Genomic DNA, 24,010 nt, shown 5'->3' on the forward strand with positions numbered 1-24,010 from the left:
TATCTAGGAGGTTATTCGTCGTGTCGCACCGAGAAATGCCAGTAGAAAAAGGACTCGATCACACGTTACAATTGTTAAGAGAAGGCTATGACTTTATGATGAATCGAAAAGATAAATTCCACTCTCGGGTATTTGAGACAAGACTATTAGGAGAAAAAGTGTATGGTTTAGTCGGAAAAGAAGAAGCGGAATTGTTTTATGATGAAGATAAATTTGTCCGTAAAAATGCCGCTCCTGGCCGAGTGCAAAAGACGTTATTCGGTAAAGGAGGTGTTCAAGGGTTAGATGGAAGAGAACATCGCCACCGGAAAAAGATGTTTATGTCGTTGATGAGTAACGATACCTTGCAAGAAATACGTCAACTTGTGCGTAAAGAATGGAATCATCTCCTTGCTCACACAGAGAAAGAACTCCATGTGCGTGAAGCCTCTCAAATTGTCTTCACACGTGTGGCACTGAGATGGTGTGGCATTCCTTTCGAAGAAAAGAAAGTTTCCGATTGGGTAGACGAATTAAATGATTTGTTTGAACACGTCGCTCATATAGGCCCGAAACATTGGAAAGCGCGTTTTTTTCGTAATAAAGCTGAAAAATGGCTGGAAGAATTAGTGGAAAAAGTGAGAGCTGGAAAGGAAACGGTTGATCAAAACCGTCTGTTATATCATTTTTCAATGTATAAAGATGCTCATGGCAACTTCCTATCACCAAATATCGCCGCTGTGGAAATACTCAACCTATTACGTCCCACGGTTGCAGTTTCTGTCTACGTCGATGTCATGTTTTTAGCAATGCGTGATTATCCAGAAGAAATGAAGAAAATAAAATCGCAAGGAAAAGAGGCAGGGGAACGGTTTATTCAAGAAGTCCGACGCTACTATCCATTTTTCCCTTTTTTGGCCGCACGAGTAAAAGAAACGTTTATTTGGAATGGTTATGAATTTGAAAAGGGAAAGTTAACGTTACTGGACTTGTATGGTACGAATCACGATCCTGCCATTTGGAAAAATCCTCACCTATTTGATCCAGATCGGTTTATCAACTGGAAAGAAACTCCTTTCTCTTTTATCCCGCAAGGAGGAGGGGACTTTGAGATTGGCCACCGTTGTCCTGGAGAATGGCTAACACTAGAGTTATTACGAGAAACATTAGATATCTTCATTCACGACGTTCCGTTTACGTTTCCAAAGCAAGATGGAGATATCGAAAGAAACGACATACCACCACAGCCAAATATGATAATAAATATCATCTAAACTCGGGGTCCATCATGCCCCGATTTTTTTGATGGCAAATATTTTGAGGAAAGAAGGAATCGTAGTAAAATAAAAAGAAAGTTATCCTATGACTGGTACATGGGGAAAGAAGGTTCATATGATTATTACATTTTTAATACTGCTAATGATAGGTTTTCTTGCTGGGACGTTAGGTAGTTTATTAGGTCTTGGAGGGGGGATTATTGTTGTACCTGCTTTGTTGTTCTTGGGAGGGATTTTTCCTTTTCTCGAAGGCGTGACCCCTCAAATTGCAGTGGGGACGTCCGTTCTTATTATGATTTTTACCGGACTTTCTTCAACACTCGCTTACATGAAACAGCAAAGCATCGATTATACATCAGGTTGGATATTTTTTATCGGTAGTGGACCAGGTGCTTTATTTGGAGTATGGCTCAATAAAGGCATCGAAGTCGCTCCTTTTTTAATTTTTTTCGGAATTTTTATTGTAATTACTTCGTTTATATTGCTTTTTCGAGATAAAGTTCGTCCGCTTCCAGTCAAAGGAAAAGGCATTCGGAGAACGTACATAGCGCCAGATGGAACGGAAGTAGTATATGGGTTTACTCCGGGAGTAGCGATTGTCATTGCTTTTGTCGTAGGGATGCTTTCTGGTTTGTTTGGTATTGGGGGCGGGTCTCTCATGGTGCCGGTGATGATTCTGTTATTTGGATTCCCCCCTCATTTAGCGGTAGCGACATCCATGTTTATGGTATTATTGTCGTCTCTAGTAAGCTCTGTTTCGCATATTTATCTAGGAAATGTCGAGTGGCTTTATGCGTTGGCTTTAATCCCTGGAGCATGGTTTGGAGCAAAAACAGGCTCTTATATTAATCGGAAAATTAAAAGTGATACGCTCGTTACTTTTTTACGCATTTTTCTAATTGTGATCGGAATTCGATTAATTTGGCAAGGATTTTCCGGATGATAATTTAATGTTAGGCATAATCAAAGAGGCTGTCTAATAAGTCCTGAAAAATAAATCGAGAGTTCCTTTCAACAATCATTTAGCGCTGAAATGGTGCCATACATCGTGCATGGCTTGCTTTCACAATGGTGTTTGGATTGAAACGGTGCCATGATCCATTCATAGCTTGTTTCCACAAACTATTTTTGAATGAAACGGTGGCATGAGCGATCCATGACTTGCTTTCATCAGACATTTTTGAATGAAACAGTGTTATGAGTCATTCATGGCCTGCTTCCATTAGCTATTTTTATATGAAACGATAACATGACCCATCCATGACTTACTTCCATCAACCATTTGGTGTTGGAAACATGCCTATTCGGACAAGAGACGTTTCCAGAAGCAATTTTTGATGAAGCGATAACAAAAAAATGTCCAAAAAGTCACCAATCATGACTTTTTGGACAGCTTCATAACAAAGGCGGTGCATGTATTGTCACAATTTATTCCGTTACATTTCTATCATACAAATGATTTACACAGTGACCTTCATCAATGGTCAAAAGCGGTGTCATATTTGAAGAAACGCCGCCACTTCCATGAGAAAAAACAAGAAACATATTTATTTTTGGATATCGGTGATCATGTCGATCGCGTGCATCCTATTTCGGAAGCAACAAGAGGGAAGGCGAATGTTCAATTATTAAATGAGGCAGGCGTACATTTTGTCACCATTGGAAATAATGAAGGGATTACATTGTCAAAGAAAGAGCTGGATACGTTATATGAAAACGCTACTTTTCAAGTATTGTTAGCGAATCTTTTTGAACCAAATGGCAAGCGTCCTACTTGGGTCAAGCCTTACGAGGTTGTGACAACAAAAGAAGGAATTCGAATTGGTTTGATTGGAGTAACAATTCCTTTTTATCCATTTTATCAAGAGCTAGGTTGGAAAGTAAAAGACCCGTTTGAATTATTGCCCGAACTATTAGAAACCGTCAAGCAACAATCAGACATTGTCGTATTACTTTCTCACCTCGGCTATCCGCAAGATAGAGAAATTGCTGAAAAGTTTTCGGGGATTGATGTCATCTTAGGAGCGCACACGCATCACTTATTAAAAACAGCGGAAGAAGTAAATGACACCCTCATTGCCCAATGTGGAAGGAACAGTTTTTATGTGGGAAGAGTGCAATTACTTTATGATCAAACGAATAGAAAAATAGTGAAAAAAGAAGGTGCTGCAGTACATGTGAGAGAAGAGTCTCCTTCTTCCGAGACGGTTCAATTACTAAAAAGGTTGGAAGCTTCTTCGCAAAAAGTGTTAGAGGAAACCATTGCGGACGTCCCGGAACCATTTAGTTTATCATGGACCTCTCCATCTTATTTTGCCAATATGTTAGCGGAAGGATTGAAAGAATGGTGCGGAGCGGAAATTGCGATGGTCAACTCAGGACTGTTATTAGAACCGCTTCATCACGGAAAAATTACCCGAAGAGATATCCATCGTCTCTGTCCTCATCCTGTGAACCCATGTCTCATTCAAGTGAAAGGCGCCATTTTAAAGGAAACAATTGCTCAGTCCTTTACGCCACAAATGATTCATCTTCCGCTGAAAGGATTTGGTTTTCGTGGAAAAAAAATTGGACGCATGGCTTTTGCCGGTTTAGAGGTTGAGGTAAAAACAATAGAAGACAAAAATTATGTGGAGAATATTACCATCAACGGCCAATCGTTGGAATCCGACAAAACGTACTCTCTTGCCACAGCGGATATGTTTACTTTTGGTCCTCTGTTTCCAGGTTTGAGTCAAAGCGGTCCGAAAAAGTATTTTATGCCGGAAACGATTAGAGACGTTCTCGCTCACGTATTAGAAAAACGTTTTCCTTATAAACCATAGAGAAATCGGTGTTTCTCTTTCCTTTCCTTGCATATGTATGTAGGAGAAAGGGGGAAGAGAGTTTACGATGATTTCGATGGATCCGTTATTACTGCATGATAAATGGTACACTTCGATTGTTGTTGAATTACCTGAAACTACGCTTTTAATTGTGACAGGTGAAAAAGGATATATCATGTGCGGAGCGTTGGATATAGAAGTGTTGGATAAAAAGTGGCCAAAACGGAAAATGCCGGCTGCCCGAGCAATGGGAGTAAGGACAATTGCTGAATTGTTGGAAGCACCAATGGAATCCGTCTCCAAGGCTGGCCAAGAATTAGGGGTTAAACAGGGAATGACGGGAAAAGAAGCGTTAAAATATTTGTAATTTCTATGGAAGGATAGGGTGTAATACACATCCCCTTCCATTTTGTTTTTTTCTGTACCATGGAATCTGGTATAATGACATATTATAATGTTTACCGAGAAGGCGGGATAAGACATGCAACAATACTTAGATTTGTGTAAACATATATTGGAAAATGGCTCGAAAAAAGAAGATCGTACCGGGACGGGCACCATTAGTGTATTTGGTTGGCAAATGCGTTTTAATTTAGAAGAAGGATTTCCTCTGTTAACGACAAAAAAATTACATTTGCGTTCCATTATCCATGAATTGCTTTGGTTTTTAAAAGGGGATACCAATGTCACATACCTACAAGACAATAAAGTTCGCATTTGGAATGAATGGGCAGATGAAAATGGGGATCTTGGACCGATTTATGGAAAGCAGTGGCGTGCTTGGGAAGGAGCAAATGGGAAAACGGTCGATCAAATTTCCAATGTCATTGATGAAATTAAAACAAACCCGAATTCCCGTCGTCTTGTTGTCAGTGCATGGAATCCAGCAGAATTAGAGGAAATGGCACTAGCTCCGTGTCACTGTCTTTTCCAATTTTATGTAAACGATGGGAAGCTATCTTGTCAATTGTACCAAAGAAGTGCGGATGTTTTCCTTGGCGTGCCCTTTAATATCGCTTCCTACGCACTCCTTACAAAGATGATTGCGCAAGTGTGTGGGCTACGAGCATTCGAATTTGTGCACACTTTTGGAGACGCACACATTTACTTAAATCATATTCAACAAATTAAAACCCAACTCAAAAGAGAGCCGCGGGCTTTACCGCAGATGCATTTAAATAAAGAGATAACAAATATTTTTGATTTTACTTATGATGATTTTACGCTTGAAGGGTATGACCCTCATCCAGCCATTAAAGGAGAAGTCTCGGTATGATTTCATTTATCGTTGCAATGGATGAAAACCGAGTGATTGGACACGAAAATAGCATGCCGTGGCATTTACCAAACGACTTACAACGCTTTAAAAAAATTACCACCGGCCACACCATTATTATGGGGAGAAAAACGTACGAATCGATTGGTCGGCCGCTTCCGAATCGAAAAAATATTATTTTGACGCGGGATGAAAACTACAAACAAGAAGGTTGTATTGTGATTCATGCAATGGAAGACATTGCTCCTTACGCCGAATCAGAAGAAGAAGTGTTTGTCATTGGTGGGGAAACATTATTTCGGCAAACTTTTTCGATGGCTGAAAAAATGTATATCACAATGATTCATCATGCTTTTCCTGAGGGGGATACGTTTTTTCCGTCTTTTTCAACGGAAGAATGGGAAGTAGTTTCGGAAGAGAAAGGCACGGTGGATGAAAAAAATAAGTACCCCCATACGTTTTATATTTTTAAAAGAAAATAAATTGTTGGTTTGTTCCCGTCCTTTTTTGCATATACATGAAAAACGAGGAAAAGGAGGACGGGTATTGATGTTGAAAAAAACGCGGTTCAAAGCTCCGCTCCCCTTTCGCTCTGTATTGCTTCTTTCCTTTTTCCTATTTATGTTATGCACGATTTTTGGTGTATGGCTTGTAGATCAAAGTATTCGACCGGCAGTCATGGATATTGCCCACTCGGAAACACAAAAAATCGCCGTTGCTGCCATCAATGAGGCCGTCCGGACGGAAGTAGTAGACCGAGCAAATGTGGAAGAAATGGTACACGTAGAAAAAAACGGTGACGGGCAAGTTACTTCAGTCCAATTTAATGCGGAAATATATAATGAAGTATTATCAGAAGCGACGCTAAAAGTACAAGAATATTTAAAATGGATGGAAAAAGGAGGATTGCCTGGTAAAACGATAGCAGAATTAAAAGCAGAAAACAATGAAGCTGAAGGGATTATTCATGCAATTCCACTCGGGAAAGCAACAAATAATGCGTTACTTGCGCAATTAGGGCCACTGATTCCAATTCGATTTATGCCGATTGGAGATGTGACGACAAATCTTAGCGAATCCATTCAAGAGACGGGAATAAATAATACGTATTTGCGGATTTCATTAGAAGTTGCGGTTGATGCAAGAATTATTATACCCTTTGGCACGGAACAAGCGATTGTCACGACAGAAATTCCGATTGGAATGGTTTTTATTTCGGGAGAAGTACCGTACTATTATCACCGCGGAGAAAACGAAGGAGCAATGCCTGCAATGATTCCCGGTGAAGAACAGGAAGGGGAGTGAAAAGTCCTCCAACTTTATTCACTATTTTGGGAAAATATGTTATAATCTTTGTAATAAACAGAAAGGAGGAAGTAGAAATGAAATAATTCGGACATGATTTATCTGAATTTTCACTTTTTAATAAGAAAGGAGCGAGTTGTAAATGAGAGAACAATGGGGTACGCGTGCTGGTTTTATTTTAGCCACACTTGGATCCGCAGTAGGACTTGGGAATATATGGCGCTTTCCGGCGGTAGCGTATGAAAACGGAGGTGGTGCCTTTTTCATTCCTTATTTATTTGCACTGTTAACGGCAGGAATCCCATTACTAATCATGGAATTTACGATCGGTCATAAATATCGTGGTTCTGCTCCATTAAGTTTTTCAAGAATGAACAAAAAGGCTGAATGGATTGGTTGGTGGGGAGTATTCGTTGCCTTTGTTATTTCCACGTATTATTCCGTGATTATTGCATGGTCTATTTCCTACAGTATTTATGCTTTTAATTTATCTTGGGGCGAAGACACGGAAGGATTTTTGTTCAATGAATATTTACAAATTTCTGATGCAGAAGGAATTGTCGGTGGCTTAGTACCGGGAGTAGTGATTCCACTCATTATTGTTTGGGTTATTGCGCTCGGTATCTTATTTAAAGGAGTACAACGCGGCATTGAATTGGCAAACCGCATTTTTATTCCTACGCTTGTAATTATTTTCCTTATTATTGTTATCCGAGCATTGACACTTCCTGGAGCGTTTGATGGTTTACAAGCATTTTTCCAACCGGATTTTTCAGCTATTACTTCTGGGGAAGTGTGGATCGCGGCATATGGTCAAATTTTCTTTAGCTTGTCGATTGCTTTTGCCATTATGATTACGTATTCTAGTTATTTATCAAAGAAATCAGATATTACAAATAATGCCTTTATTACTGGTTTTGGTAACTCCAGCTTTGAATTACTTGCCGGAATTGGTGTGTTTGCTGCTTTAGGATTTATGGCAGGTCAAGCGGGAGTCGCCATTGAAGATGTAGTTGCAGGCGGAGTGGGACTGGCATTCGTTGTTTTTCCACAAATTATTAATCAATTTCCAGCGTTAAATGGCTTATTCGGATTTTTATTCTTTGCTTCACTGGTGCTGGCAGGGTTATCATCTTTAATCTCCATTTCTGAGACGTATGTTCGAGGTTTGTCTGATAAGTTTGGTATTTCGAGAAGCACTTCTGTTGCCATTGGTGGAGGATTAGCGGCTGTTATTTCTTTGATATACGCTACCAATGGAGGTCTTTATTTCCTTGATGCGGCCGATTATTTCATTAACCAGTTCGGGGTAGCGCTCATTGGCTTAGTAGAAGTAGTGGCAATCGCTTGGTTTATGCGAAAGTTAAATGTATTACGAGACCATGCGAACACCACTTCAGGCATTCGTATTGGTTTTTTCTGGAAGTTTTCGCTAAGTATTATTACGCCTCTTGTGTTAGGATATATGATGTTTGACTTATTTAAATTAAACCTCCTCCGCCAGTTTGATACGGAGACCGGTAACTACGAAGGTTACTCAGACATTTTCATTTATTACAGCGGTTGGGCCGTCGCGTTATTTGCTCTCGTTGTCGGGATCATCTTTACGCTTATCCGTTGGCAAAAAAATCAGGCAAACAATTTGAATGAGGGGGCAAGTGAATCATGACTGGAAGCGCTATCTTTATGATGATTCTAGGGATTCTCATTATTTGGGGTGGACTAATTGCAAGTATTGTTCATGCAAGAAGAGTATCCAAAAGAAGTTAAAACGAAAACAGAGAGTCGTTCATCTGTCGGCTCTCTGTTTTCTTTCTTCTCGTTCCCATTTTTTTAAAGAAGGATATGGATCAAAGGACCATTCCGTGTAGCCGTTGTCTCGATACATTCCGTAATGGAGATGAGGTGGGAATTTGCCTTGGGTTCCAGGTTTCCCATATCCGGAACTCCCCACATATCCAATCGTTTCCCCTGGTTTCACAAGATCCCCTTTTTGAAGGCCTTCTGCAAAACTACTCAAATGGGCGTAATAATGGTATGTGTTGGATAAATCTCGAATACCGATGCGCCATCCCCCATATTTGTTCCATCCTTTTAACTCAACGACACCATAGGCAGTGGACCGAACAGGAGTATTATAACCGGCAAAAATATCGGTGCCTTCGTGAATTCGTCGTCCTCCCCAACCACGTCGGTCTCCCCATGTGCTTCGATAGCTGTAGTTATAATGAAGAGGAACTGGAAAAGCTCGCTCGTCTTCAATATCTAATTGTTGGAACTTTTTGTAAAGACGCGCATGTCCGGTAATAATATTTACTGCTTGATCTCTCTGGTAATAATCCCATAATCCAATACGGATATTTTCATCATCGTATCCGTAACTTTGTAAATAGCGTGCGAATGTATACAAAATGTCTTCATCTTCTTCTAAAGAGGCTTTTCCGTTCCCATTGCCATCTTGTCCCACCCCTTCGAACAGTGCAATGGAGACCGGGTCTTCGTCATCCATCTTCATGTTTAGCGGACCGACCCATTCCTGCGGCGAAAAGTAAATGTGAATAACGCCGCTTGCACCATGGTCGGTTGGTTTCGCTTTACGAATTCCTCGTTCATACGCGTCCACTCCTGCTAACCAGTACCATGGCACGCCTGTGACTGCTTCTGTTTTTTTGTACAAAGCAAGTCGTTTTTCGTATACGTCTTCTTGCTCTTCTTTTGCCGAGACATCCAATTCAAAAGAAACGTTAAAGCCTAAAAGAAGTACACAGCATACGACGATTTTTTTCATCATAATTTCCCATTCCTTTATTGCGGTTGTTTTTATAGGTTTCCGCAAATCAACGGTTTCATGAGGGCCAAAGTATGGAAACAATTCTTATATTTGTCCTTATCCATCGGGACGTGTTAAAGTATAATAAACGATTGGGGAAAGAGAATGGAGTGATGATGAGTGGCAAAAGCGGAAGAATATCTCCGGAAACCTGACTGGCTTAAGATTAAATTAAATACCAATGATTCATATAAAGGTTTAAAGAAAATGATGCGCGAAAAAAATCTTCACACCGTTTGTGAAGAAGCGAAGTGCCCGAATATTCATGAGTGTTGGGCAGAAAGAAAAACGGCAACATTTATGATATTAGGTGATGTATGTACGCGTGGCTGTCGATTTTGTGCGGTGAAAACCGGCCTTCCAACCGAATTAGATTGGCAAGAGCCTGAAAGAGTAGCAGAGTCAGTGGAACAAATGGGTCTTAAGCACGTCGTTATTACGGCAGTGGCAAGGGACGATTTAAAAGATGGAGGCGCAGCAGTTTTTGCTGAGACGGTCCGGGCGGTGAGACGCAGAAATCCCTATTGTACCATTGAAGTATTGCCATCGGATATGATGGGGATAGAGGAGAACTTGAAAATTTTAATGGACGCCCGTCCGAATATTTTAAATCACAATATTGAAACGGTCCGTCGGTTGACTCCGAAAGTCCGCGCAAGAGCAACGTATGATCGTTCCTTAACTTTTTTACAACGCGCGAAAGAAATGCATCCGGACATTCCGACGAAATCGAGTCTCATGGTTGGTTTGGGCGAAACGAAGGAAGAAATTATTGAAACGATGGATGATTTGCGTGCCCACAACGTAGATATCATGACGATTGGTCAATACTTACAACCGACGAAAAAACATTTAACCGTGAAAAAGTACTATACGCCGGAAGAATTTGCCGAGTTTAAAGAGATTGCGATGTCGAAAGGTTTTAGCCATTGTGAATCGGGGCCACTCGTTCGTTCTTCTTATCATGCCGATGAGCAAGTAAATGAAGCGCAAGTGTTACAAGAAGCAAAAAAGTTTGAATAAGTCCTTAGAGGGTGTCATTGGTTGCGAGCATGTTTTTGTCAGGAGGTGGCGAGTGTGAAAGTACAAAGTGAAAATGAAAATAACAATACCATCGTACAAGTACAAGGACAACGATTTGAATTAGTTGAGAACGTCCGCGATGGTTGGAACGAAGATGCTTTTATCGAACGATACAGCGACGTTTTAAATAAATATGACTATGTCGTAGGGGATTGGGCGTACGAACAGTTACGTTTAAAAGGTTTCTTTGATAATTCCCGCAAAAAGGTACCGCACGATACGAAAATATTTACGTTAGAGGATTACATATACGAACATTGTAACTTTGGTTGCGCATATTTTGTTGTGAAAAAAATCCGCCGCTCCACCACAACGAATCATTACTGACAAAAACGAGGAAGAGCTGTCCCAATCATTTATTTGGAACAGCTCTCTTTTTCAATGAAAGAAGTGAAAGGAAAGATGACAATTACCTTGACGTGTATAAATATTCTTCGTGGTCATCAGGGTCATCATGTACCGGGTGCGCCCCAGGATATTTCCGCGGGAAGTCGGCATGTTGTGCTTTGTACTCGTAATTATAGGCACTATACGTTCGTTGCTGCTTTTTCCACGGCGTTGTTTTTTGTAGGGACGCTTCTATCGGAGAACCATAGGGCCCTTCCGGAATTTCTTCCGGTACAAGATACCTTCTGCCCACTTCCACGTTCGTAAAATCCGTATAGTTGTTAGAGCCTTCATGTGCGATACGAGCTTTTTTATAATTGTTTTCCAATCATTATCTCCCCTTTCCTTTTGTACTTTTCCCTTCAACGAAGGAAATCATGCGAGTGTGATATAATGAACGATGAAATAAGATACAGAGAGGAGTGTCAGTTCCTTGTATTTTGTTGATCGAAAGAAAATAGAGGAGACGCTTGCATATATTGAATCGTTACATGCTCCTTTTGAGGAGATAAAACCTTTACAAAGTAAAGTGGAACGATTAGCATTAGAACGTATTGCGCAAGGTTGGGTGGAGGCAATCATTGATGTAGGAAATCAGATGATTGATGGTTTTATTATGAGAGACCCGGGAAGTTACATAGATATTATTGATATTTTATGGGACGAAAAAGTCGTGACAAAAGAAAATGCCGATCAGCTAAAAGCTATCATTGGTTTGCGGAAGTTACTCGTTCAATCTTATACGACAATTGATCACGCTCACTTTCTTCACGTTTTAACAAAAAATCATCAAGCAATAAAGGAATTTCCACAGAGAGTCCAAGCTTATTTAGATGAGGAACTCGGACCGGTGTCTGCTTTTTTGCCGGATGATAAGGAGTAGGTGACATGAAGAATTATGAGGCTTATTTGTTTGATTTAGATGGAACGATCTATCGGGGGAACGAACCACTTTTAGCAGCAATTGATTTCGTTCATACGTTATATCAAAAGGACATTCCTTATATGTTTGTATCCAACAATTCCACCGCCACACCAGCAACCGTTGCTAAACGTCTACAGAACATGGGGATAAAAGCTACACCGTCACAAGTTATTACATCGGGAGAAGCAGCTGTTCACTTCATTTCCCAACAAGATAAAGAGAAATCTGTGTACGTGATCGGGGAATCTGGGTTAAAAACTCTTCTTTCTGAGGCAGGAATGAAAGTAAAAGAAGATCATCCTGCTTACGTTGTCGTTGGTCTAGATCGGAAAATTACATACGAAAAATTTACAAAAGCGTGCATTGCAGTAAGAAACGGTGCTACTTTTATTTCAACAAACAACGACAGCGCCATTCCTACCGAAGACGGGTTATATCCAGGGAATGGAGCGCTCACTTCCGTTATTACCGTCGCGACAGGACAACGACCAATTTTTGTAGGAAAGCCAGAGAAAATGATGATCGAACAAGCAATAGAAAGACTTGGCGTCAAAAGAGAGACTGTTGTGATGGTAGGAGATAACTACGATACCGATATACGAGCCGGTATCAATGCCAACATCGATACGATTCACGTTCAAACGGGAGTGACTTCTAAACGAGCATTAGAAAAGAAAGACATCCCTCCCACTTATAGCATTTCGTCGTTATCCGATTGGATCATTTAATTGTCGGAAGCAAGATGATGTGCTAAGCGACTAGAAGCAGCGGCAGCAATGGCGGCAACTATATCATCGAGAAAAGTGTGGCAATTACCAGCTTTTTTATCATTTAATGTTTTTAATATGCCAATTTTTTCTTTATCTAAATACCCAAAATTAGTGAAACCGATGCTTCCATATACATTCACAATAGAACAAGCCAATACTTCATCTACTCCATACAATCCTTCATCCGATTGTATGATGGTAGAGATCGGTTCTGATAAGACATTTTTTTCTGCTAACGTGTCCAATTCGATGGCTGTGAGAATGGTATGTTGCACTTCTCGTTTCGACAACACCGCATCAATGTGTTCTAGGCAGGTGTCGGCACTGAGATCGTCTACATAATCCTTTTGTAAAGATAATACGAGGGATGCAATGTCTTTTAACGCAACCCCTCGTTCAGCAAGTGCTTCTTTTGCTTTTTCTTTTAAGGAATCATTGGTGTAATGCGTCATATTGATCTCCTTCCGAATGTTCTGTTTTTCTTTTTATTGTTCGCTGGATGGATGGAATCTATCCGGAGTTGTTCTGTCACGTCAAAATGACTCATAAATATGGAGATAACAGCAGATGCATGAGGAGACGTGAGGGGATGTATGACCACCATCTGTATGAACGATACGGAAAGAAAGCAGAGGAATGGCTACGCATCGGCCCATATGATGGCTTTGAAAGTGACGGAGAGTATTTTGTTTTTGTTCCTTTTCATGAAACCGAAGAAAGATGGAAAGAAAAATGGCAATGGGCTTATTATTTAGAGCAACAAGGAGAACGAGCATTGGCACAAGCAGTCCCCACCGTATCAGGGGATATGATGACTACGTTCGCGGAAGAGTTCTATCTGCTTTTTCGCCTTCCACTCATTCAAAAAGAACGGGATTGGAATGACGAAGAATTAGGTGCCCTTGCTCTTTTTCACGAAAAAGGAAGAGCGATTTCTGAAACGGTATTAGACACTTATTTTAGTGAACGTTGGTGTCACTGGTGGGATGTTCGCCTACAACAATTAGAAGAATGGTATAAACGAGTGAGAAAAAAAAGAACACAGTCATCCTTGGATAAATTTTTTATGGAAACATTTCCTTATTATGTTGGTAGAACGGAAAATGCGATACAATGGTTCAAACGAAAAACATCGTCGGCAGATTGGGTACATGGGGTCATTGCCCATCATACTTTTACTCCATCTACATGGCTAGCTGTGTCGGAGCATTGCGAATATGTAAAATTGCCAACAGATTGGCTATATGACCATCCTACTCGGGACATTGCAGAGTGGTTGCGGCATGAAGAAAATATAAAAAAAATGTTCGACAATTTGTCTTTATACGAACATATTTATCCACTCACAGAACGAAGTCGTCACTTTCTTTTTGGACGATTGCTGTTTCCATATGAGTACATCCATACAATAGAAGAGACGTATCAACAAGAAGCAATGGAAGATAGGGAAGGGCTGGAAGTAAAGCTGCAAGAATTGTGGAAGAAAGAACCAGCTACTTTAGAAAAATTAGCACACTTCCTGCGCGCGTATATGCCTAATGAAGAAGATGTTCCAACTTGGCTATTTCGACCATCCATGTGATATTCCCGAGGAACATTTATTGCGACCGAATGGAAAGAAAGTCCTTGTAAAAAACAAAATAAACTTATATAATGTCCATTGTATAAAAACAATTGTTTCTCTGAGCGAAACAAATGAGATAGAGAAGAATGATGGGGTAAAAAGGAGTGGGTGAAATGAAGCGCGAAATCGTTGTCGGTTTACTCGGGTTAGGAACGGTAGGTAGCGGGGTCGTAGAAATTATTCATAATCATCAAAGAGAGTTAGAACATCAAGTAGGTTGCTCAGTAAAAATAAGTAAAGTACTCGTTCAAAATAAAGATAAAAAACGGGATGTTTCCTTAGACGATATATATTTAACAGAGCAGGCAGAAGAGATATTGGAAGACCCGGAAATTGATGTCATTGTGGAAGTAATGGGGGGAACCCATGAAACTAGAGATTACTTATTGTCTGCTTTTCAAAACAAAAAACACGTTGTTACCGCAAATAAAGATTTAATGGCGTTATATGGAAGAGAACTCATCAATGCGGCCACAGAAAATGGTTGTGATTTATTTTTTGAGGCGAGTGTCGCAGGAGGCATTCCTGTCATTCGTGGAATAAGAGACGGTTTGGCTTCGGATCGATTGACGAAAATCATGGGAATTGTCAACGGAACGACGAATTATATCTTAACGAAAATGGATCAAGAAGGCCGAGATTATGAAGAAGTACTGAAAGAGGCACAAGAACTGGGGTTTGCGGAAAGTGATCCAACGGCAGATGTGGAAGGATTAGATGCGGCGAGGAAAATGGTCATTTTAGCTTCCCTTGGCTTCTCTATGAATGTCAATTTAGAAGATGTGGTCGTTCGGGGAATTACTACCGTGACTACGGAAGATATGGAATACTGTCGTCAACTTGGTTATACGTTGAAATTAATTGGTTTGGCAAAGCGAAAAGATGGAAGAATTGAAGTGACTGTGCAACCGATGCTTCTTCCAAATAATCACCCTCTTGCTTCCATTCATGATGAATTTAATGCCGTTTATGTATACGGAGAAGCAGTAGGCGAGACAATGTTTTATGGACCTGGTGCGGGCTCATTACCAACTGCTACTGCGATCGTTTCCGATCTTGTCACTGTTATGAAAAATATTCGTCTCGATGTGACAGGACAATTCCCACCTACTGCTCTTCATGAAAAAGTGTTAAAGTCGGATGAAGAAGTGGAAGCGAAATACTTTTTACGTCTTCACGTAAAAGATGAAACCGGGGCGTTTGATGAAATTACTTCGCTATTTTCAAAAGAAGAAGTTAGCTTTGAGAAATTATTACAATGGCCATTACAAACAGAACAACCGGCGGCAGAACTTGTGATTGTAACACACATGACAACGAGAGCTGCATATGAGAGAATATATCAACAGTTAGAAAAAATGGATGTTGTAATAGACATCAAGAGCAGTTATCGCGTAGAGGGAGGACAGTCTTAAATGGGTCAATGGAAAGGGTTATTACATGCTTATAAAGATTTTTTACCAATCAATGAAAACACCCCTTTATTAACGTTACATGAAGGGAACACGCCACTCATTTATTTAGAGCAATTATCAGAAGAATGGGGAGCGGAGATTTACGTCAAAACAGAAGGAGTCAATCCGACCGGTTCTTTTAAAGATAGAGGAATGGTAATGGCCGTAGCAAAGGCGAAAGAAGAAGGAAGTGAAGCGATTATTTGCGCTTCGACAGGGAACACTTCTGCTGCAGCTGCGGCCTACGGGGCTCGTGCTGGACTTCGCACGATTGTCGTCATACCAGAAGGAAAAATTGCCCTTGGAAAATTAGCGCAAGCAGTGATGTATGGTGCGGAAGTTTTTGAAATCCAAGGAAACTTTGACCATGCTTTAGAAATCGTTCGTTTTGTCAGTGAAAAAGAAAATCTAACCCTCGTCAATTCGTTGAATCCGTACCGCATTGAAGGGCAAAAAACTTCTGCCTTTGAGATATGTGACGTATTAGGAGAAGCACCGGACGTATTGGCAATCCCGGTAGGAAATGCCGGGAATATTACCGCTTATTGGAAAGGTTTTAAAGAATATAACGAGAAAAAACGGACAGGCCTTCCGCAAATGCATGGTTTTGAAGCGGAGGGAGCTGCTGCGATTGTAAAGGATCAAGTAATTGAAGAACCGGAAACGGTTGCGACTGCGATTCGAATTGGAAATCCCGCCAGCTGGAAACAAGCGAAAGCAGCAGCAATGGAGTCCAATGGTGCGATTCGTTCGGTCACCGATGAGGACATTTTAGAAGCGTATCAACTGCTTGCTCAAAAAGAAGGCGTATTTGCAGAACCTGCTTCCTGTGCTTCGATTGCAGGACTGAAAAAACAACTAGAAAATGGCTCCATCAAAAAAGGTTCGAAAGTGGTCGCTGTATTAACAGGGAATGGGTTAAAAGATCCAAACACTGCGATGGATACCGTCACAGTAAAACCAACCCTAATTCCTAATAATGAGAAGGCATTTTTAGAGAAGTTAAAAGGTGGTGCCTCTGGTGGAAAGTGAACGGCTGATCATTACGGTTCCAGCCAGTTCAGCAAACTTAGGTCCAGGGTTTGACTCTATTGGTCTTGCTGTGAATCGTTACTTAACACTTGAAGTAGAACGTGCTACTTCTTGGGAATTTTTTTCTCGTGACCCAGAACTTCAGGAAATCATTCAAGATGAAAACAACCTGATTTACGAAGTTGCCCATGCTCTTGCTGCGAAAGTGGGAAAAGAACTTCCTCCATGTCGGGTGCATATGATGAGTGATATTCCGTTAGCGAGAGGGTTAGGAAGTAGTGCTGCAGCGATTATTGCAGCGATTGAATTAGCCAACCAACTAACTGGAGCCTCTTTATCGGAAGAAGAAAAAATGAGATTTGCAAGTGTTTGGGAAGGACATCCGGATAATGTCGGACCATGTCTGTATGGAGGTCTCATTGTCGGGTCTCACACAGAGGAAGACACGAAAATAGTTCATTGTGGAGTTCCAACGGTGGAACTTGTGTTAGCGGTCCCTTCTTCCGAGTTACTTACGAAAAAAGCACGGGAAGTATTGCCGCAAGAATTACCTTTTCACGAAGCGGTGAAGGGTAGTTCTATTAGTAATGTGCTTGTCGCAGCTATTTTAAAAGACAATTGGGAACTTGCTGGTGAAATGATGACGAGAGACATATTTCATCAACCACATCGTGCAGCCCTCATTCCGGAATTGACGGAGATGATACAAAATATGAAGCAGTACGGGGCATATGGAGCAGCGTTAAGCGGTGCAGGTCCTACAGTCATCAGTTTTGTTCCCAAAGGAAGAGGAAAAAAAGTGGCTTCGAAATTAGAAAGAGCCTATCCTTGTTTTGAAATAGAATTGGCCAATCCCGATGCTTTTGGTGTGCAAGTGAAAAAAGAAAATACTCGATTTTCTTCGTTATAAGTCAAAATAAAAAATTTCCAACATCCTCATTGGAGGTGTTGGAAATTTATTTTAGGGGATTTCCCGCATTCTATGCACGATTAAAATACTTGTTCTAATTCTTTAACTCCCGGTACTTCTTCTAAAAGTGCGCGCTCAATTCCGGCTTTTAATGTAATGGTTGATGAAGGACAAGAGCCACACGCACCCATCAAACGAACTTTTACGATGCCGTCTTCTACATCGACTAATTCTACGTCACCACCGTCGCGTAATAAAAATGGGCGAAGTTTATCAAGTACTTCTTGAACTTGAGCGTGCATGTCAGTAGTTTCTGGCATGCTCCATCTCTCCTTTCTCTCCCTATTATATCGTATTAGAGCAGATGATATCCATCGTCAAAAAGGGTTTACATACATTTTACTATGAAAGCATTGTTTATTACAACCAAAGATACTTGTTCATTTTAAAATTAGACGCCAGAATGGTGTTTATACATCCAAAGCACACCACTTTTTAACAGACGGGCAACCCGACCGGTCAGAGCAGTTTCTCCCATGACACCAAATCCTTGTTTTTTACCGAGTGAACCTAACACCCCTTTTAATTTTATCGTAGGAAGTTTATCCGGCAATGGTTCTCCGTGCCATCGTTTTTTTAATACGGTTGCAATTTGATCCGCTTGCCCCTCTGCTAATTGGGCGCTTGGGGCGTGTGGCAGACTAGCGCAGTCACCGACGACAAACACATTTTCGTCGTTTGGAAGATGGTGGTGGTTTGTTAAAATCACTCGTCCAGAGGAGTCTTTTTCTACATCCAATTTGCGCACTACTTTATTTGGTTGAATCCCAGCTGTCCAAATAGTGGCGTCACTTGGTAAAAATTCATCATGATTATATAGCCCTTCTTCGGTTACTTTCGTAATGTTAGAATTACTAATTACTTCAACATCGTGTTTTTCAAACCAATTTTGTACGTAATTGCTCAGTCGTTTCGGGAACATAGGCAAAATCGTTTCCCCGCGATCAAATAACTTAATTTGAAGATCGTGCCTACTTTCTCGCAGTTCACTGGCGATTTCAACCCCGCTTAATCCAGCTCCCACAACAGAAACGACTGAGTTAGCAGGCAAGTTGTTTAATGTTTCAGACGTTCTGCGAGTGTCTTCCATGGATTGAATACTATACGTATGTTCTTCCGCTCCAGGGACACCATGATATTTATCTTCCGCACCGAGTCCGATCACAAGGTAATCATAGAATATAGGGTCTTCTCCTTTTAAATGGACGAGTTGATTTTCTAAATCAATGCTTTCTACGGTTCCGAAATGCCGCGTTAACCGTTTATGCTCCGGAAAAGGCACTCTTATTTCATGATCAGATTGTGTACCGGCAGCAAGGGCATAGTATTCTGTTTTTAAACAATGATATGGAAGTTTATCAACAAGTATGAGTTCAATATCGCTAGGAATTTCGTGCGGACGCAGTCGTTGAATTAACCGCATTCCTCCATATCCTCCACCTAAAATAACTAATTTTTTCATTGCACGATGTCCCCTTTTTGTTAATATTCCATTTAAACTAGTGTGAAGAAGTTCCATGAGTTGATTTAAGAATCCATCTAAAGATGGCTCATTAGAAGTGACGAGAGTATAATAAAAATGACTATTAATAATATGGGCCCAACTCGTTACGTCCGTATCTTTTTTTACGTCTCCTTGATGTATCCCTTCTTGTAAGACTTGCTTCCATATGTTGAAGATAGTGGATTCATTTTCAATGACATGCCGCCACACATTTCGAGTTAAATGTTGGTTTAAAGGATACTCCCCAAGCAAATAACTAACATAAGCCCGCAATTTGGATAATGTCGGCAACTTGTCCAGGCGATAAGTTGTTATGTATTGATGAATTTGATGAAGCCGATCTTCTGCAAGAGCCAGCATGATGGACTCTTTCGTTGGAAAATAATTAAAAAAGGTGCCCTTTGCGATGGAAGCGATTTCCGTAATTTCTTGGACGGTGGTCGCTTCAAAACCTTTTTCGCGAAAAAGAGAAACGGCAGCCTTTAATATTTTTTCTCTCGTTTGTAACTTTTTCTCTGTTCGTTTCAATATGTATCTCTCCACATGGAAAACAAATGATTGCAATCGAAATAAAATTGACCTTGGTCATTTTAATTATAACGATTATATGGCAATTTTTCAACAATACGGTGACAGTCTTTTGTTGTCTAAAAAATAGCAAATTTCTTAGTTGACTTCTCGCAAAAGGAGCGATAGGATAATTTGAAGGAGGCTAAAGAGGTGAACTAGGATGAATCCTATTATTGAATTTTGTTTAAGTAACTTAGCTAGTGGTTCACAAGCAGCATTAGAAGAATTGGAAAAAGATCCTAATTTGGATATTATAGAATATGGTTGTCTCGGAAACTGCGGTCATTGTGCCATGAACATGTATGCTCTTGTCAATGGAGAAATCGTTGATGGAGAAACACCGGAAGAATTAGTTGAGAATGTATATACGTATTTAGAAGAAAATCCAATGTTTTAATGTTCTTAGCTTAGAAGTCTCCATCTTCAATCGAGTGCAGAGCAGTAAAACCAACGATAAGGTGGAGATGATTTGGCTTTCGGTCAAGCTGCTAATTGACCGAACATACGTTATTATAGATTCACAAAGTTCTTTGATCATTGGATATATAAGGTTGCGTACGGAATTAAGTGCGAAAACCAAGCTCCTTCGTATGCGTAAAAATCCAAGGTATAAAAGAACACTTCGTATCAGTAGGGTCGGAATGCCCTGAATTCACGCTCGTGGAGAACGTATAAGACTTGCTTGCAAGCTATGTTCGTGGAAGCGAGAAGACCCCACTTCAAACGAAGTTAAGTGGTGGGTGATTCACATAAACGAAACCAGTATTGATTTTGATTAGAAATCAACACTGGTTTCGTTTTTGAGCAAAGTGTAGCTATTCTTTCAAAAATATATTGTTTCAATACGAGTGAAAAGTGGTAAAATAATTCTAGTATAAAAGTGATATAAGAAACATAGTTGTAGGGGGGATGGCAGTGGTTCGTAGTGAATATTTGGAAGTGTTGCGTGAGAAAATGATTATGACAGCAAAAGATCTTGGGATGAGTCATCCGCTCGTGTTGAAATATAGTAAAGAAATTGATAAAGAACACAATAAATTACTTGATTCATTAAAAAAAGACTTTCCTCCAGAAAAACAATTTTACCCAAATAAAAGCCAGATTGTTTGAAGGAACAACGAAAAAACGATATACTTCACATACACGGTTTTTTGCATGTGCACTCGAAAAGGAGGTTTTTCGAATGATTACAGTCACGGAAGCTGCGGCTGCCCAAGTGAAAGAAATGATGAAACAAGAAGGTGATGATACGCTTCTGTTTCGTGTAGGAGTCACCGGTGGTGGTTGTAGTGGTCTGTCATATAATTTAGGCTTTGCAACAGAAGTGGAAGAAGACGATACCGTGGAAGAACAGCATGGTATAAAAGTTGTCATTGATGATGAAAGTGCACCACTTTTAAAAGGTGTAACGATTGATTATAAACAAAATATGATGGGTGGCGGCTTTACCATTGATAATCCGAACGCGCTCGTCTCATGCGGGTGTGGCTCATCTTTTAAAACGGCAACGAATGCAGGAACTCCGGAAGAATGTTAATGAATTAAATAACACGACATTATTCATGAGATAACCAATCACCATTTTTAAGGGTGATTAGGATCGTTATTTTTAAAGCCCTTTTAGCGTATCGTTAGGAGGGCTTTTTTGTGTCTCATCGCAACAAGACGCTTGCGGGTTTGACATGATATAGAAGTTAAAAATCGGGCTTCATATCCTTCTGTCGCTTACCCGGGGCTATCCAGCTTTCTCGTCAGTCGTACTTGGAGATCGTGAGCTTCCATATTGTCCTCCGACTACGTGTAGTGACGGGTATACGGGGAATTGAAAAAGATAAGAGCTCGAATCCTATCTCCACCGTGTTATACGACTGATTTTAGCGTGAAAATGGAAAAAAGTGTCGTTTGAACCGGTGATGAAACCTTTATTTCTAAATTTCCATAAGCGTCGTATGAAGGAGGAGAGTGAGAAAATTACGTCATTGATGCTTAGGGTTTCGATTCATACGACCAATTTTTACTCGGAAAGTAAAATGAGATGTCGTATGATCCTTTCATGGAACCACTGTTCACGTAAAAGTTCTGTTGAAGTGCCGTATGAAAGAAAAAATTAGGTGATACAAAGGCGAAAAGTCGTTTCATACGACGCATTTTTAGCATAAAAGAAAATTGAATCGTCGCATGAACGTTTCATGGGACGACTATTACATCAAAATCCTAAATAAGTGTCGTATAGCAGTTAAAAATGGAAATAATTAGGTGAAAAATACTTGTTTTACTATTCATGCGACACATTACTGTTAAGAAAGGACAAATAAGTGTCGCATCATGATTTCATACGACCGATTCTTTCATATCAAACTCATTGAGTGGTTGCATGACACTTCTAAAGGAGAGCGCTTCAGATCGCTGGATCGGCTTCTTTCACCGCCCCTCCATCGCTTGTCACGGTTACCCGGCTTTCTCCGCTTTTCTTATTGTCTAGCTTCAGCAACCAGGCATTTGGCCTAAGGAACTTCTGCTAAAATCATGCCCGTCCTAGGCATAACGCAGAAGTCAGCACGTCCTATGCAAGTCAGATCATGTCAGAAGTCAAAGAGCGACTTCTGACTGTGTTCTTCCAACGCTAGTCGTGGTTAAACGGCTTTCTCCCCTTTTCTTATTGTCTAGCTTCGGCTCCTAGGCGCTCGGATTCTTCAGGTCAGATAAAGAAAGAAAAAACCGCTTTCTTTCCCGCCCTTCCAGAATGTATCGCGCCTGAACAGTCGCCTCCGCTTTTCTTAGAACATATGGGAGCTGTGGCCGGGTTGGAGGCGGGCTTTTGGATCGATGTATGCTTTCGCGTTATTGACGGCAGTTGGTGCTTCGCCAAATCCGACGGCAATGAGTTTTACTTTCCCGTCATAAGTCGTCACATCACCGGCGGCATAAATGCCTTTAATGTTTGTCTCCATTTTTGAATTTACTTTAATCGAGTTTTTTTCAAATTCAAGTCCCCAATTTTTTATTGGACCGAGAGAAGAAATAAAACCGTAATTGACAATCAAATGGTCGATATCAATCACTTCTATTTTATCTCCTTTCACTTCTTCTAACACAACTTGGTGGATATTCTCTCCATCTCCGATAATATCTTTCACTTGGAAAGGCGTCTTGATGTCGACAGTCGAGCGCTGTAGTTCTGCAACGCTATGTTCGTGGGCGCGAAATTTGTCTCTTCGGTGTACAAGGATCACATCTGCCACCGGATCGAGCATGTTTGCCCAATCTACTGCGGAGTCACCACCACCTAAAATCATCACTTTTTGATTTTTAAATTGTTCCATATCATTGACAAAGTAATGGAGGTTTCCGCTTTCGTATTTTTCAGCACCTTCTATTTTTAATTTTCGCGGTTCAAACGCTCCTACTCCTGCTGTAATGATAATCGTTCTAGAGTAGTGGGTTTCTTTCTCCGTGTGAAGTTCAAAGATGTCGTCATCTCTTTTGATAACATTTTCCACTGATTGTTCCAATACAATTTCAGTTTTAAACATATTCATTTGCTCAATTAATTGATCGATTAATTCTTGGGCACGTATTTTTGGAAATCCAGCCACGTCATAAATATATTTTTCAGGGTATAGTGCTGATAATTGCCCGCCAAGTTGTGGCATGCTTTCGATTATTTTTACTTTCGCTTGTCGCATCCCTCCGTAAAAAGCAGTGAACAAACCAGTCGGTCCACCGCCGATAATAGTAATGTCATAAATGTCTTGATTCAAAGCAGTCACCTCCATGAAATTCCCTAAAACTTTTCTTCATTATACGCATATTCTATTCCAATTGAAAAGGTAGCAATGGAGGAGAATGTCCGAAATGAAAAGATTATTTGTCGAAAAAGATTGCCAAGAAAATAAATTTGTATTATGGTATTACATGTAATATACTTTAAAACATTACGACAATTGCATAGGAAGTAGAAAAGGTGGAAACAGGAGATGGAACTGTTTCCTTAAAAGGGAAGTCCGGTGAAAGTCCGGCGCGGTCCCGCCACTGTAACTGGGTTGCTTGTCCAAGCGTCCACTCTCGTCTCATCAACGAGGGGAAGGAGGACAAGCGAAAAACCAGAAGCCAGGAGACCTGCCTTTTCTAACGACACCGCTTGAACCTACGGGGTTATTAGGGAGGTGTTAGAGAGCGCTTCATGATAAGTTGGTGAT

General features: G+C 40.5%; 26 protein-coding genes, 1 pseudogene and 1 riboswitch. Of the genes and pseudogenes, 20 read left to right on the plus strand and 7 right to left on the minus strand.

The window, feature by feature from the left end; translation table 11 throughout:
- Positions 1-20: 20 nt before the first annotated feature.
- The 9 genes from GJS40_RS06455 (at position 21) to GJS40_RS06495 (ending at position 8,432) form a co-directional block, all read left to right on the plus strand.
- The gene (locus tag GJS40_RS06455) at positions 21-1,253 is read left to right on the plus strand and encodes a cytochrome P450 (protein WP_270897051.1); all 1,233 of its coding nucleotides are present in this window, start codon (positions 21-23) and stop codon (positions 1,251-1,253) included.
- A gap of 124 nt (positions 1,254-1,377) precedes the next feature.
- Entirely contained in the window at positions 1,378-2,199 is an 822-nt protein-coding gene (locus GJS40_RS06460) for a sulfite exporter TauE/SafE family protein (protein ID WP_270897254.1), read from the plus strand.
- A gap of 475 nt (positions 2,200-2,674) precedes the next feature.
- Positions 2,675-4,081 (plus strand): bifunctional metallophosphatase/5'-nucleotidase, encoded by a 1,407-nt coding sequence (locus GJS40_RS06465; protein ID WP_270897052.1) that lies wholly within the window; start codon positions 2,675-2,677, stop codon positions 4,079-4,081.
- A 67-nt stretch (positions 4,082-4,148) separates the two neighbouring features.
- Positions 4,149-4,448 (plus strand): YunC family protein, encoded by a 300-nt coding sequence (locus tag GJS40_RS06470; RefSeq protein ID WP_270897054.1) that lies wholly within the window; start codon positions 4,149-4,151, stop codon positions 4,446-4,448.
- Positions 4,449-4,562: 114 nt separating this feature from the next.
- Positions 4,563-5,357: a thymidylate synthase gene (locus GJS40_RS06475; protein ID WP_270897055.1), complete on the plus strand. Its 795-nt coding sequence runs from the start codon at positions 4,563-4,565 to the stop codon at positions 5,355-5,357.
- Positions 5,354-5,839 (plus strand): dihydrofolate reductase, encoded by a 486-nt coding sequence (locus GJS40_RS06480; RefSeq protein ID WP_270897057.1) that lies wholly within the window; start codon positions 5,354-5,356, stop codon positions 5,837-5,839. Before GJS40_RS06475 ends, GJS40_RS06480 begins: the two co-directional genes overlap by 4 nt.
- 67 nt (positions 5,840-5,906) lie before the next feature.
- Positions 5,907-6,662, plus strand: a complete 756-nt coding sequence (gene yunB, locus GJS40_RS06485) for a sporulation protein YunB (RefSeq protein WP_270897058.1) — start codon at positions 5,907-5,909, stop codon at positions 6,660-6,662.
- A 142-nt stretch (positions 6,663-6,804) separates the two neighbouring features.
- Positions 6,805-8,331: a sodium-dependent transporter gene (locus GJS40_RS06490; protein ID WP_270897060.1), complete on the plus strand. Its 1,527-nt coding sequence runs from the start codon at positions 6,805-6,807 to the stop codon at positions 8,329-8,331.
- The gene (locus GJS40_RS06495) at positions 8,328-8,432 is read left to right on the plus strand and encodes a methionine/alanine import family NSS transporter small subunit (RefSeq protein WP_270897062.1); all 105 of its coding nucleotides are present in this window, start codon (positions 8,328-8,330) and stop codon (positions 8,430-8,432) included. The genes GJS40_RS06490 and GJS40_RS06495 overlap by 4 nt, the downstream gene beginning before the upstream one ends.
- 19 nt (positions 8,433-8,451) lie before the next feature.
- On the opposite strand, the gene GJS40_RS06500 is transcribed toward GJS40_RS06495, so the two are convergent.
- Positions 8,452-9,450, minus strand: a complete 999-nt coding sequence (locus tag GJS40_RS06500) for a M23 family metallopeptidase (protein ID WP_270897255.1) — start codon at positions 9,448-9,450, stop codon at positions 8,452-8,454.
- Between the two features lie 162 nt (positions 9,451-9,612).
- Between GJS40_RS06500 and lipA the strand changes: the two genes are divergently transcribed.
- Both lipA and GJS40_RS06510 read left to right on the plus strand, forming a co-directional pair.
- Entirely contained in the window at positions 9,613-10,515 is a 903-nt protein-coding gene (gene lipA, locus GJS40_RS06505) for a lipoyl synthase (RefSeq protein WP_270897064.1), read from the plus strand.
- Positions 10,516-10,605: 90 nt separating this feature from the next.
- Positions 10,606-10,902: a YutD family protein gene (locus GJS40_RS06510; RefSeq protein ID WP_270897256.1), complete on the plus strand. Its 297-nt coding sequence runs from the start codon at positions 10,606-10,608 to the stop codon at positions 10,900-10,902.
- An 82-nt stretch (positions 10,903-10,984) separates the two neighbouring features.
- Here the strand turns inward: GJS40_RS06510 and GJS40_RS06515 are convergent, their stop codons facing one another.
- Positions 10,985-11,290: a hypothetical protein gene (locus GJS40_RS06515; protein ID WP_270897065.1), complete on the minus strand. Its 306-nt coding sequence runs from the start codon at positions 11,288-11,290 to the stop codon at positions 10,985-10,987.
- A 105-nt stretch (positions 11,291-11,395) separates the two neighbouring features.
- Between GJS40_RS06515 and GJS40_RS06520 the strand changes: the two genes are divergently transcribed.
- Positions 11,396-11,845 (plus strand): DUF86 domain-containing protein, encoded by a 450-nt coding sequence (locus GJS40_RS06520; RefSeq protein ID WP_270897066.1) that lies wholly within the window; start codon positions 11,396-11,398, stop codon positions 11,843-11,845.
- A gap of 5 nt (positions 11,846-11,850) precedes the next feature.
- Positions 11,851-12,615 carry a TIGR01457 family HAD-type hydrolase gene (locus GJS40_RS06525; RefSeq protein WP_270897067.1) on the plus strand — a complete coding sequence of 255 codons (765 nt, stop codon included), beginning with the start codon at positions 11,851-11,853 and terminating at the stop codon, positions 12,613-12,615.
- Here GJS40_RS06525 and GJS40_RS06530 read toward each other — a convergent pair.
- Entirely contained in the window at positions 12,612-13,109 is a 498-nt protein-coding gene (locus tag GJS40_RS06530) for a phosphatidylglycerophosphatase A family protein (protein ID WP_270897069.1), read from the minus strand. The genes GJS40_RS06525 and GJS40_RS06530 overlap by 4 nt on opposite strands.
- A gap of 137 nt (positions 13,110-13,246) precedes the next feature.
- Between GJS40_RS06530 and GJS40_RS06535 the strand changes: the two genes are divergently transcribed.
- The 4 genes from GJS40_RS06535 to thrB all read left to right on the plus strand — a co-directional run bounded on the left by GJS40_RS06535 (position 13,247) and on the right by thrB (position 17,677).
- Positions 13,247-14,239 carry a protein kinase family protein gene (locus tag GJS40_RS06535; RefSeq protein ID WP_270897071.1) on the plus strand — a complete coding sequence of 331 codons (993 nt, stop codon included), beginning with the start codon at positions 13,247-13,249 and terminating at the stop codon, positions 14,237-14,239.
- A 155-nt stretch (positions 14,240-14,394) separates the two neighbouring features.
- Positions 14,395-15,696, plus strand: a complete 1,302-nt coding sequence (locus GJS40_RS06540) for a homoserine dehydrogenase (protein ID WP_270897072.1) — start codon at positions 14,395-14,397, stop codon at positions 15,694-15,696.
- Positions 15,697-16,767, plus strand: a complete 1,071-nt coding sequence (gene thrC, locus GJS40_RS06545; RefSeq protein WP_270897074.1) for a threonine synthase — start codon at positions 15,697-15,699, stop codon at positions 16,765-16,767.
- Entirely contained in the window at positions 16,757-17,677 is a 921-nt protein-coding gene (gene thrB, locus GJS40_RS06550) for a homoserine kinase (protein WP_333723890.1), read from the plus strand. The genes thrC and thrB overlap by 11 nt, the downstream gene beginning before the upstream one ends.
- A gap of 80 nt (positions 17,678-17,757) precedes the next feature.
- Here thrB and GJS40_RS06555 read toward each other — a convergent pair whose 3' ends face one another.
- From GJS40_RS06555 to GJS40_RS14540, 3 genes and pseudogenes are all read right to left on the minus strand, one after another.
- Positions 17,758-17,997, minus strand: coding sequence for a NifU family protein (locus GJS40_RS06555; protein ID WP_270897076.1), 240 nt, complete (start codon positions 17,995-17,997; stop codon positions 17,758-17,760).
- A 131-nt stretch (positions 17,998-18,128) separates the two neighbouring features.
- Positions 18,129-19,199: an NAD(P)/FAD-dependent oxidoreductase gene (locus GJS40_RS06560; RefSeq protein WP_377902108.1), complete on the minus strand. Its 1,071-nt coding sequence runs from the start codon at positions 19,197-19,199 to the stop codon at positions 18,129-18,131.
- Positions 19,200-19,601: 402 nt separating this feature from the next.
- Positions 19,602-19,784 (minus strand): annotated as a pseudogene (locus GJS40_RS14540) (TetR/AcrR family transcriptional regulator); the annotation flags it as partial.
- A gap of 187 nt (positions 19,785-19,971) precedes the next feature.
- Between GJS40_RS14540 and GJS40_RS06565 the strand changes: the two are divergent.
- The 3 genes from GJS40_RS06565 (at position 19,972) to GJS40_RS06575 (ending at position 21,348) form a co-directional block, all read left to right on the plus strand.
- Entirely contained in the window at positions 19,972-20,208 is a 237-nt protein-coding gene (locus tag GJS40_RS06565) for a YuzB family protein (protein WP_270897078.1), read from the plus strand.
- A 518-nt stretch (positions 20,209-20,726) separates the two neighbouring features.
- Entirely contained in the window at positions 20,727-20,921 is a 195-nt protein-coding gene (locus tag GJS40_RS06570; RefSeq protein WP_270897080.1) for an aspartyl-phosphate phosphatase Spo0E family protein, read from the plus strand.
- 73 nt (positions 20,922-20,994) lie between these two features.
- Positions 20,995-21,348, plus strand: coding sequence for a HesB/IscA family protein (locus GJS40_RS06575; RefSeq protein WP_270897081.1), 354 nt, complete (start codon positions 20,995-20,997; stop codon positions 21,346-21,348).
- A gap of 1,240 nt (positions 21,349-22,588) precedes the next feature.
- Here the strand turns inward: GJS40_RS06575 and GJS40_RS06580 are convergent.
- The gene (locus GJS40_RS06580; RefSeq protein ID WP_270897082.1) at positions 22,589-23,572 is read right to left on the minus strand and encodes an NAD(P)/FAD-dependent oxidoreductase; all 984 of its coding nucleotides are present in this window, start codon (positions 23,570-23,572) and stop codon (positions 22,589-22,591) included.
- Between the two features lie 184 nt (positions 23,573-23,756).
- A riboswitch (cobalamin riboswitch) is annotated at positions 23,757-23,952 on the plus strand.
- Positions 23,953-24,010 lie beyond the last annotated feature (58 nt).

Source organism: Aliibacillus thermotolerans (genome assembly GCF_027853235.1).
Taxonomy (GTDB): domain Bacteria; phylum Bacillota; class Bacilli; order Bacillales; family Marinococcaceae; genus Aliibacillus; species Aliibacillus thermotolerans.

What these genes read in the sequence shown, in the direction of transcription:
- GJS40_RS06470 (WP_270897054.1), top strand. Translation starts at nt 4,149, where the DNA reads ATGATTTCGATGGATCCGTTATTACTGCATGATAAATGGTACACTTCG.
- GJS40_RS06475 (WP_270897055.1), top strand. Translation starts at nt 4,563, where the DNA reads ATGCAACAATACTTAGATTTGTGTAAACATATATTGGAAAATGGCTCG.
- GJS40_RS06480 (WP_270897057.1), top strand. Translation starts at nt 5,354, where the DNA reads ATGATTTCATTTATCGTTGCAATGGATGAAAACCGAGTGATTGGACAC.
- yunB (WP_270897058.1), top strand. Translation starts at nt 5,907, where the DNA reads ATGTTGAAAAAAACGCGGTTCAAAGCTCCGCTCCCCTTTCGCTCTGTA.
- GJS40_RS06490 (WP_270897060.1), top strand. Translation starts at nt 6,805, where the DNA reads ATGAGAGAACAATGGGGTACGCGTGCTGGTTTTATTTTAGCCACACTT.
- GJS40_RS06495 (WP_270897062.1), top strand. Translation starts at nt 8,328, where the DNA reads ATGACTGGAAGCGCTATCTTTATGATGATTCTAGGGATTCTCATTATT.
- GJS40_RS06500 (WP_270897255.1), bottom strand. Translation starts at nt 9,450, where the DNA reads ATGAAAAAAATCGTCGTATGCTGTGTACTTCTTTTAGGCTTTAACGTT.
- GJS40_RS06525 (WP_270897067.1), top strand. Translation starts at nt 11,851, where the DNA reads ATGAAGAATTATGAGGCTTATTTGTTTGATTTAGATGGAACGATCTAT.
- GJS40_RS06530 (WP_270897069.1), bottom strand. Translation starts at nt 13,109, where the DNA reads ATGACGCATTACACCAATGATTCCTTAAAAGAAAAAGCAAAAGAAGCA.
- GJS40_RS06535 (WP_270897071.1), top strand. Translation starts at nt 13,247, where the DNA reads ATGTATGACCACCATCTGTATGAACGATACGGAAAGAAAGCAGAGGAA.
- GJS40_RS06540 (WP_270897072.1), top strand. Translation starts at nt 14,395, where the DNA reads ATGAAGCGCGAAATCGTTGTCGGTTTACTCGGGTTAGGAACGGTAGGT.
- thrC (WP_270897074.1), top strand. Translation starts at nt 15,697, where the DNA reads ATGGGTCAATGGAAAGGGTTATTACATGCTTATAAAGATTTTTTACCA.
- GJS40_RS06555 (WP_270897076.1), bottom strand. Translation starts at nt 17,997, where the DNA reads ATGCCAGAAACTACTGACATGCACGCTCAAGTTCAAGAAGTACTTGAT.
- GJS40_RS06560 (WP_377902108.1), bottom strand. Translation starts at nt 19,199, where the DNA reads ATGAAAAAATTAGTTATTTTAGGTGGAGGATATGGAGGAATGCGGTTA.
- GJS40_RS06565 (WP_270897078.1), top strand. Translation starts at nt 19,972, where the DNA reads ATGAATCCTATTATTGAATTTTGTTTAAGTAACTTAGCTAGTGGTTCA.
- GJS40_RS06575 (WP_270897081.1), top strand. Translation starts at nt 20,995, where the DNA reads ATGATTACAGTCACGGAAGCTGCGGCTGCCCAAGTGAAAGAAATGATG.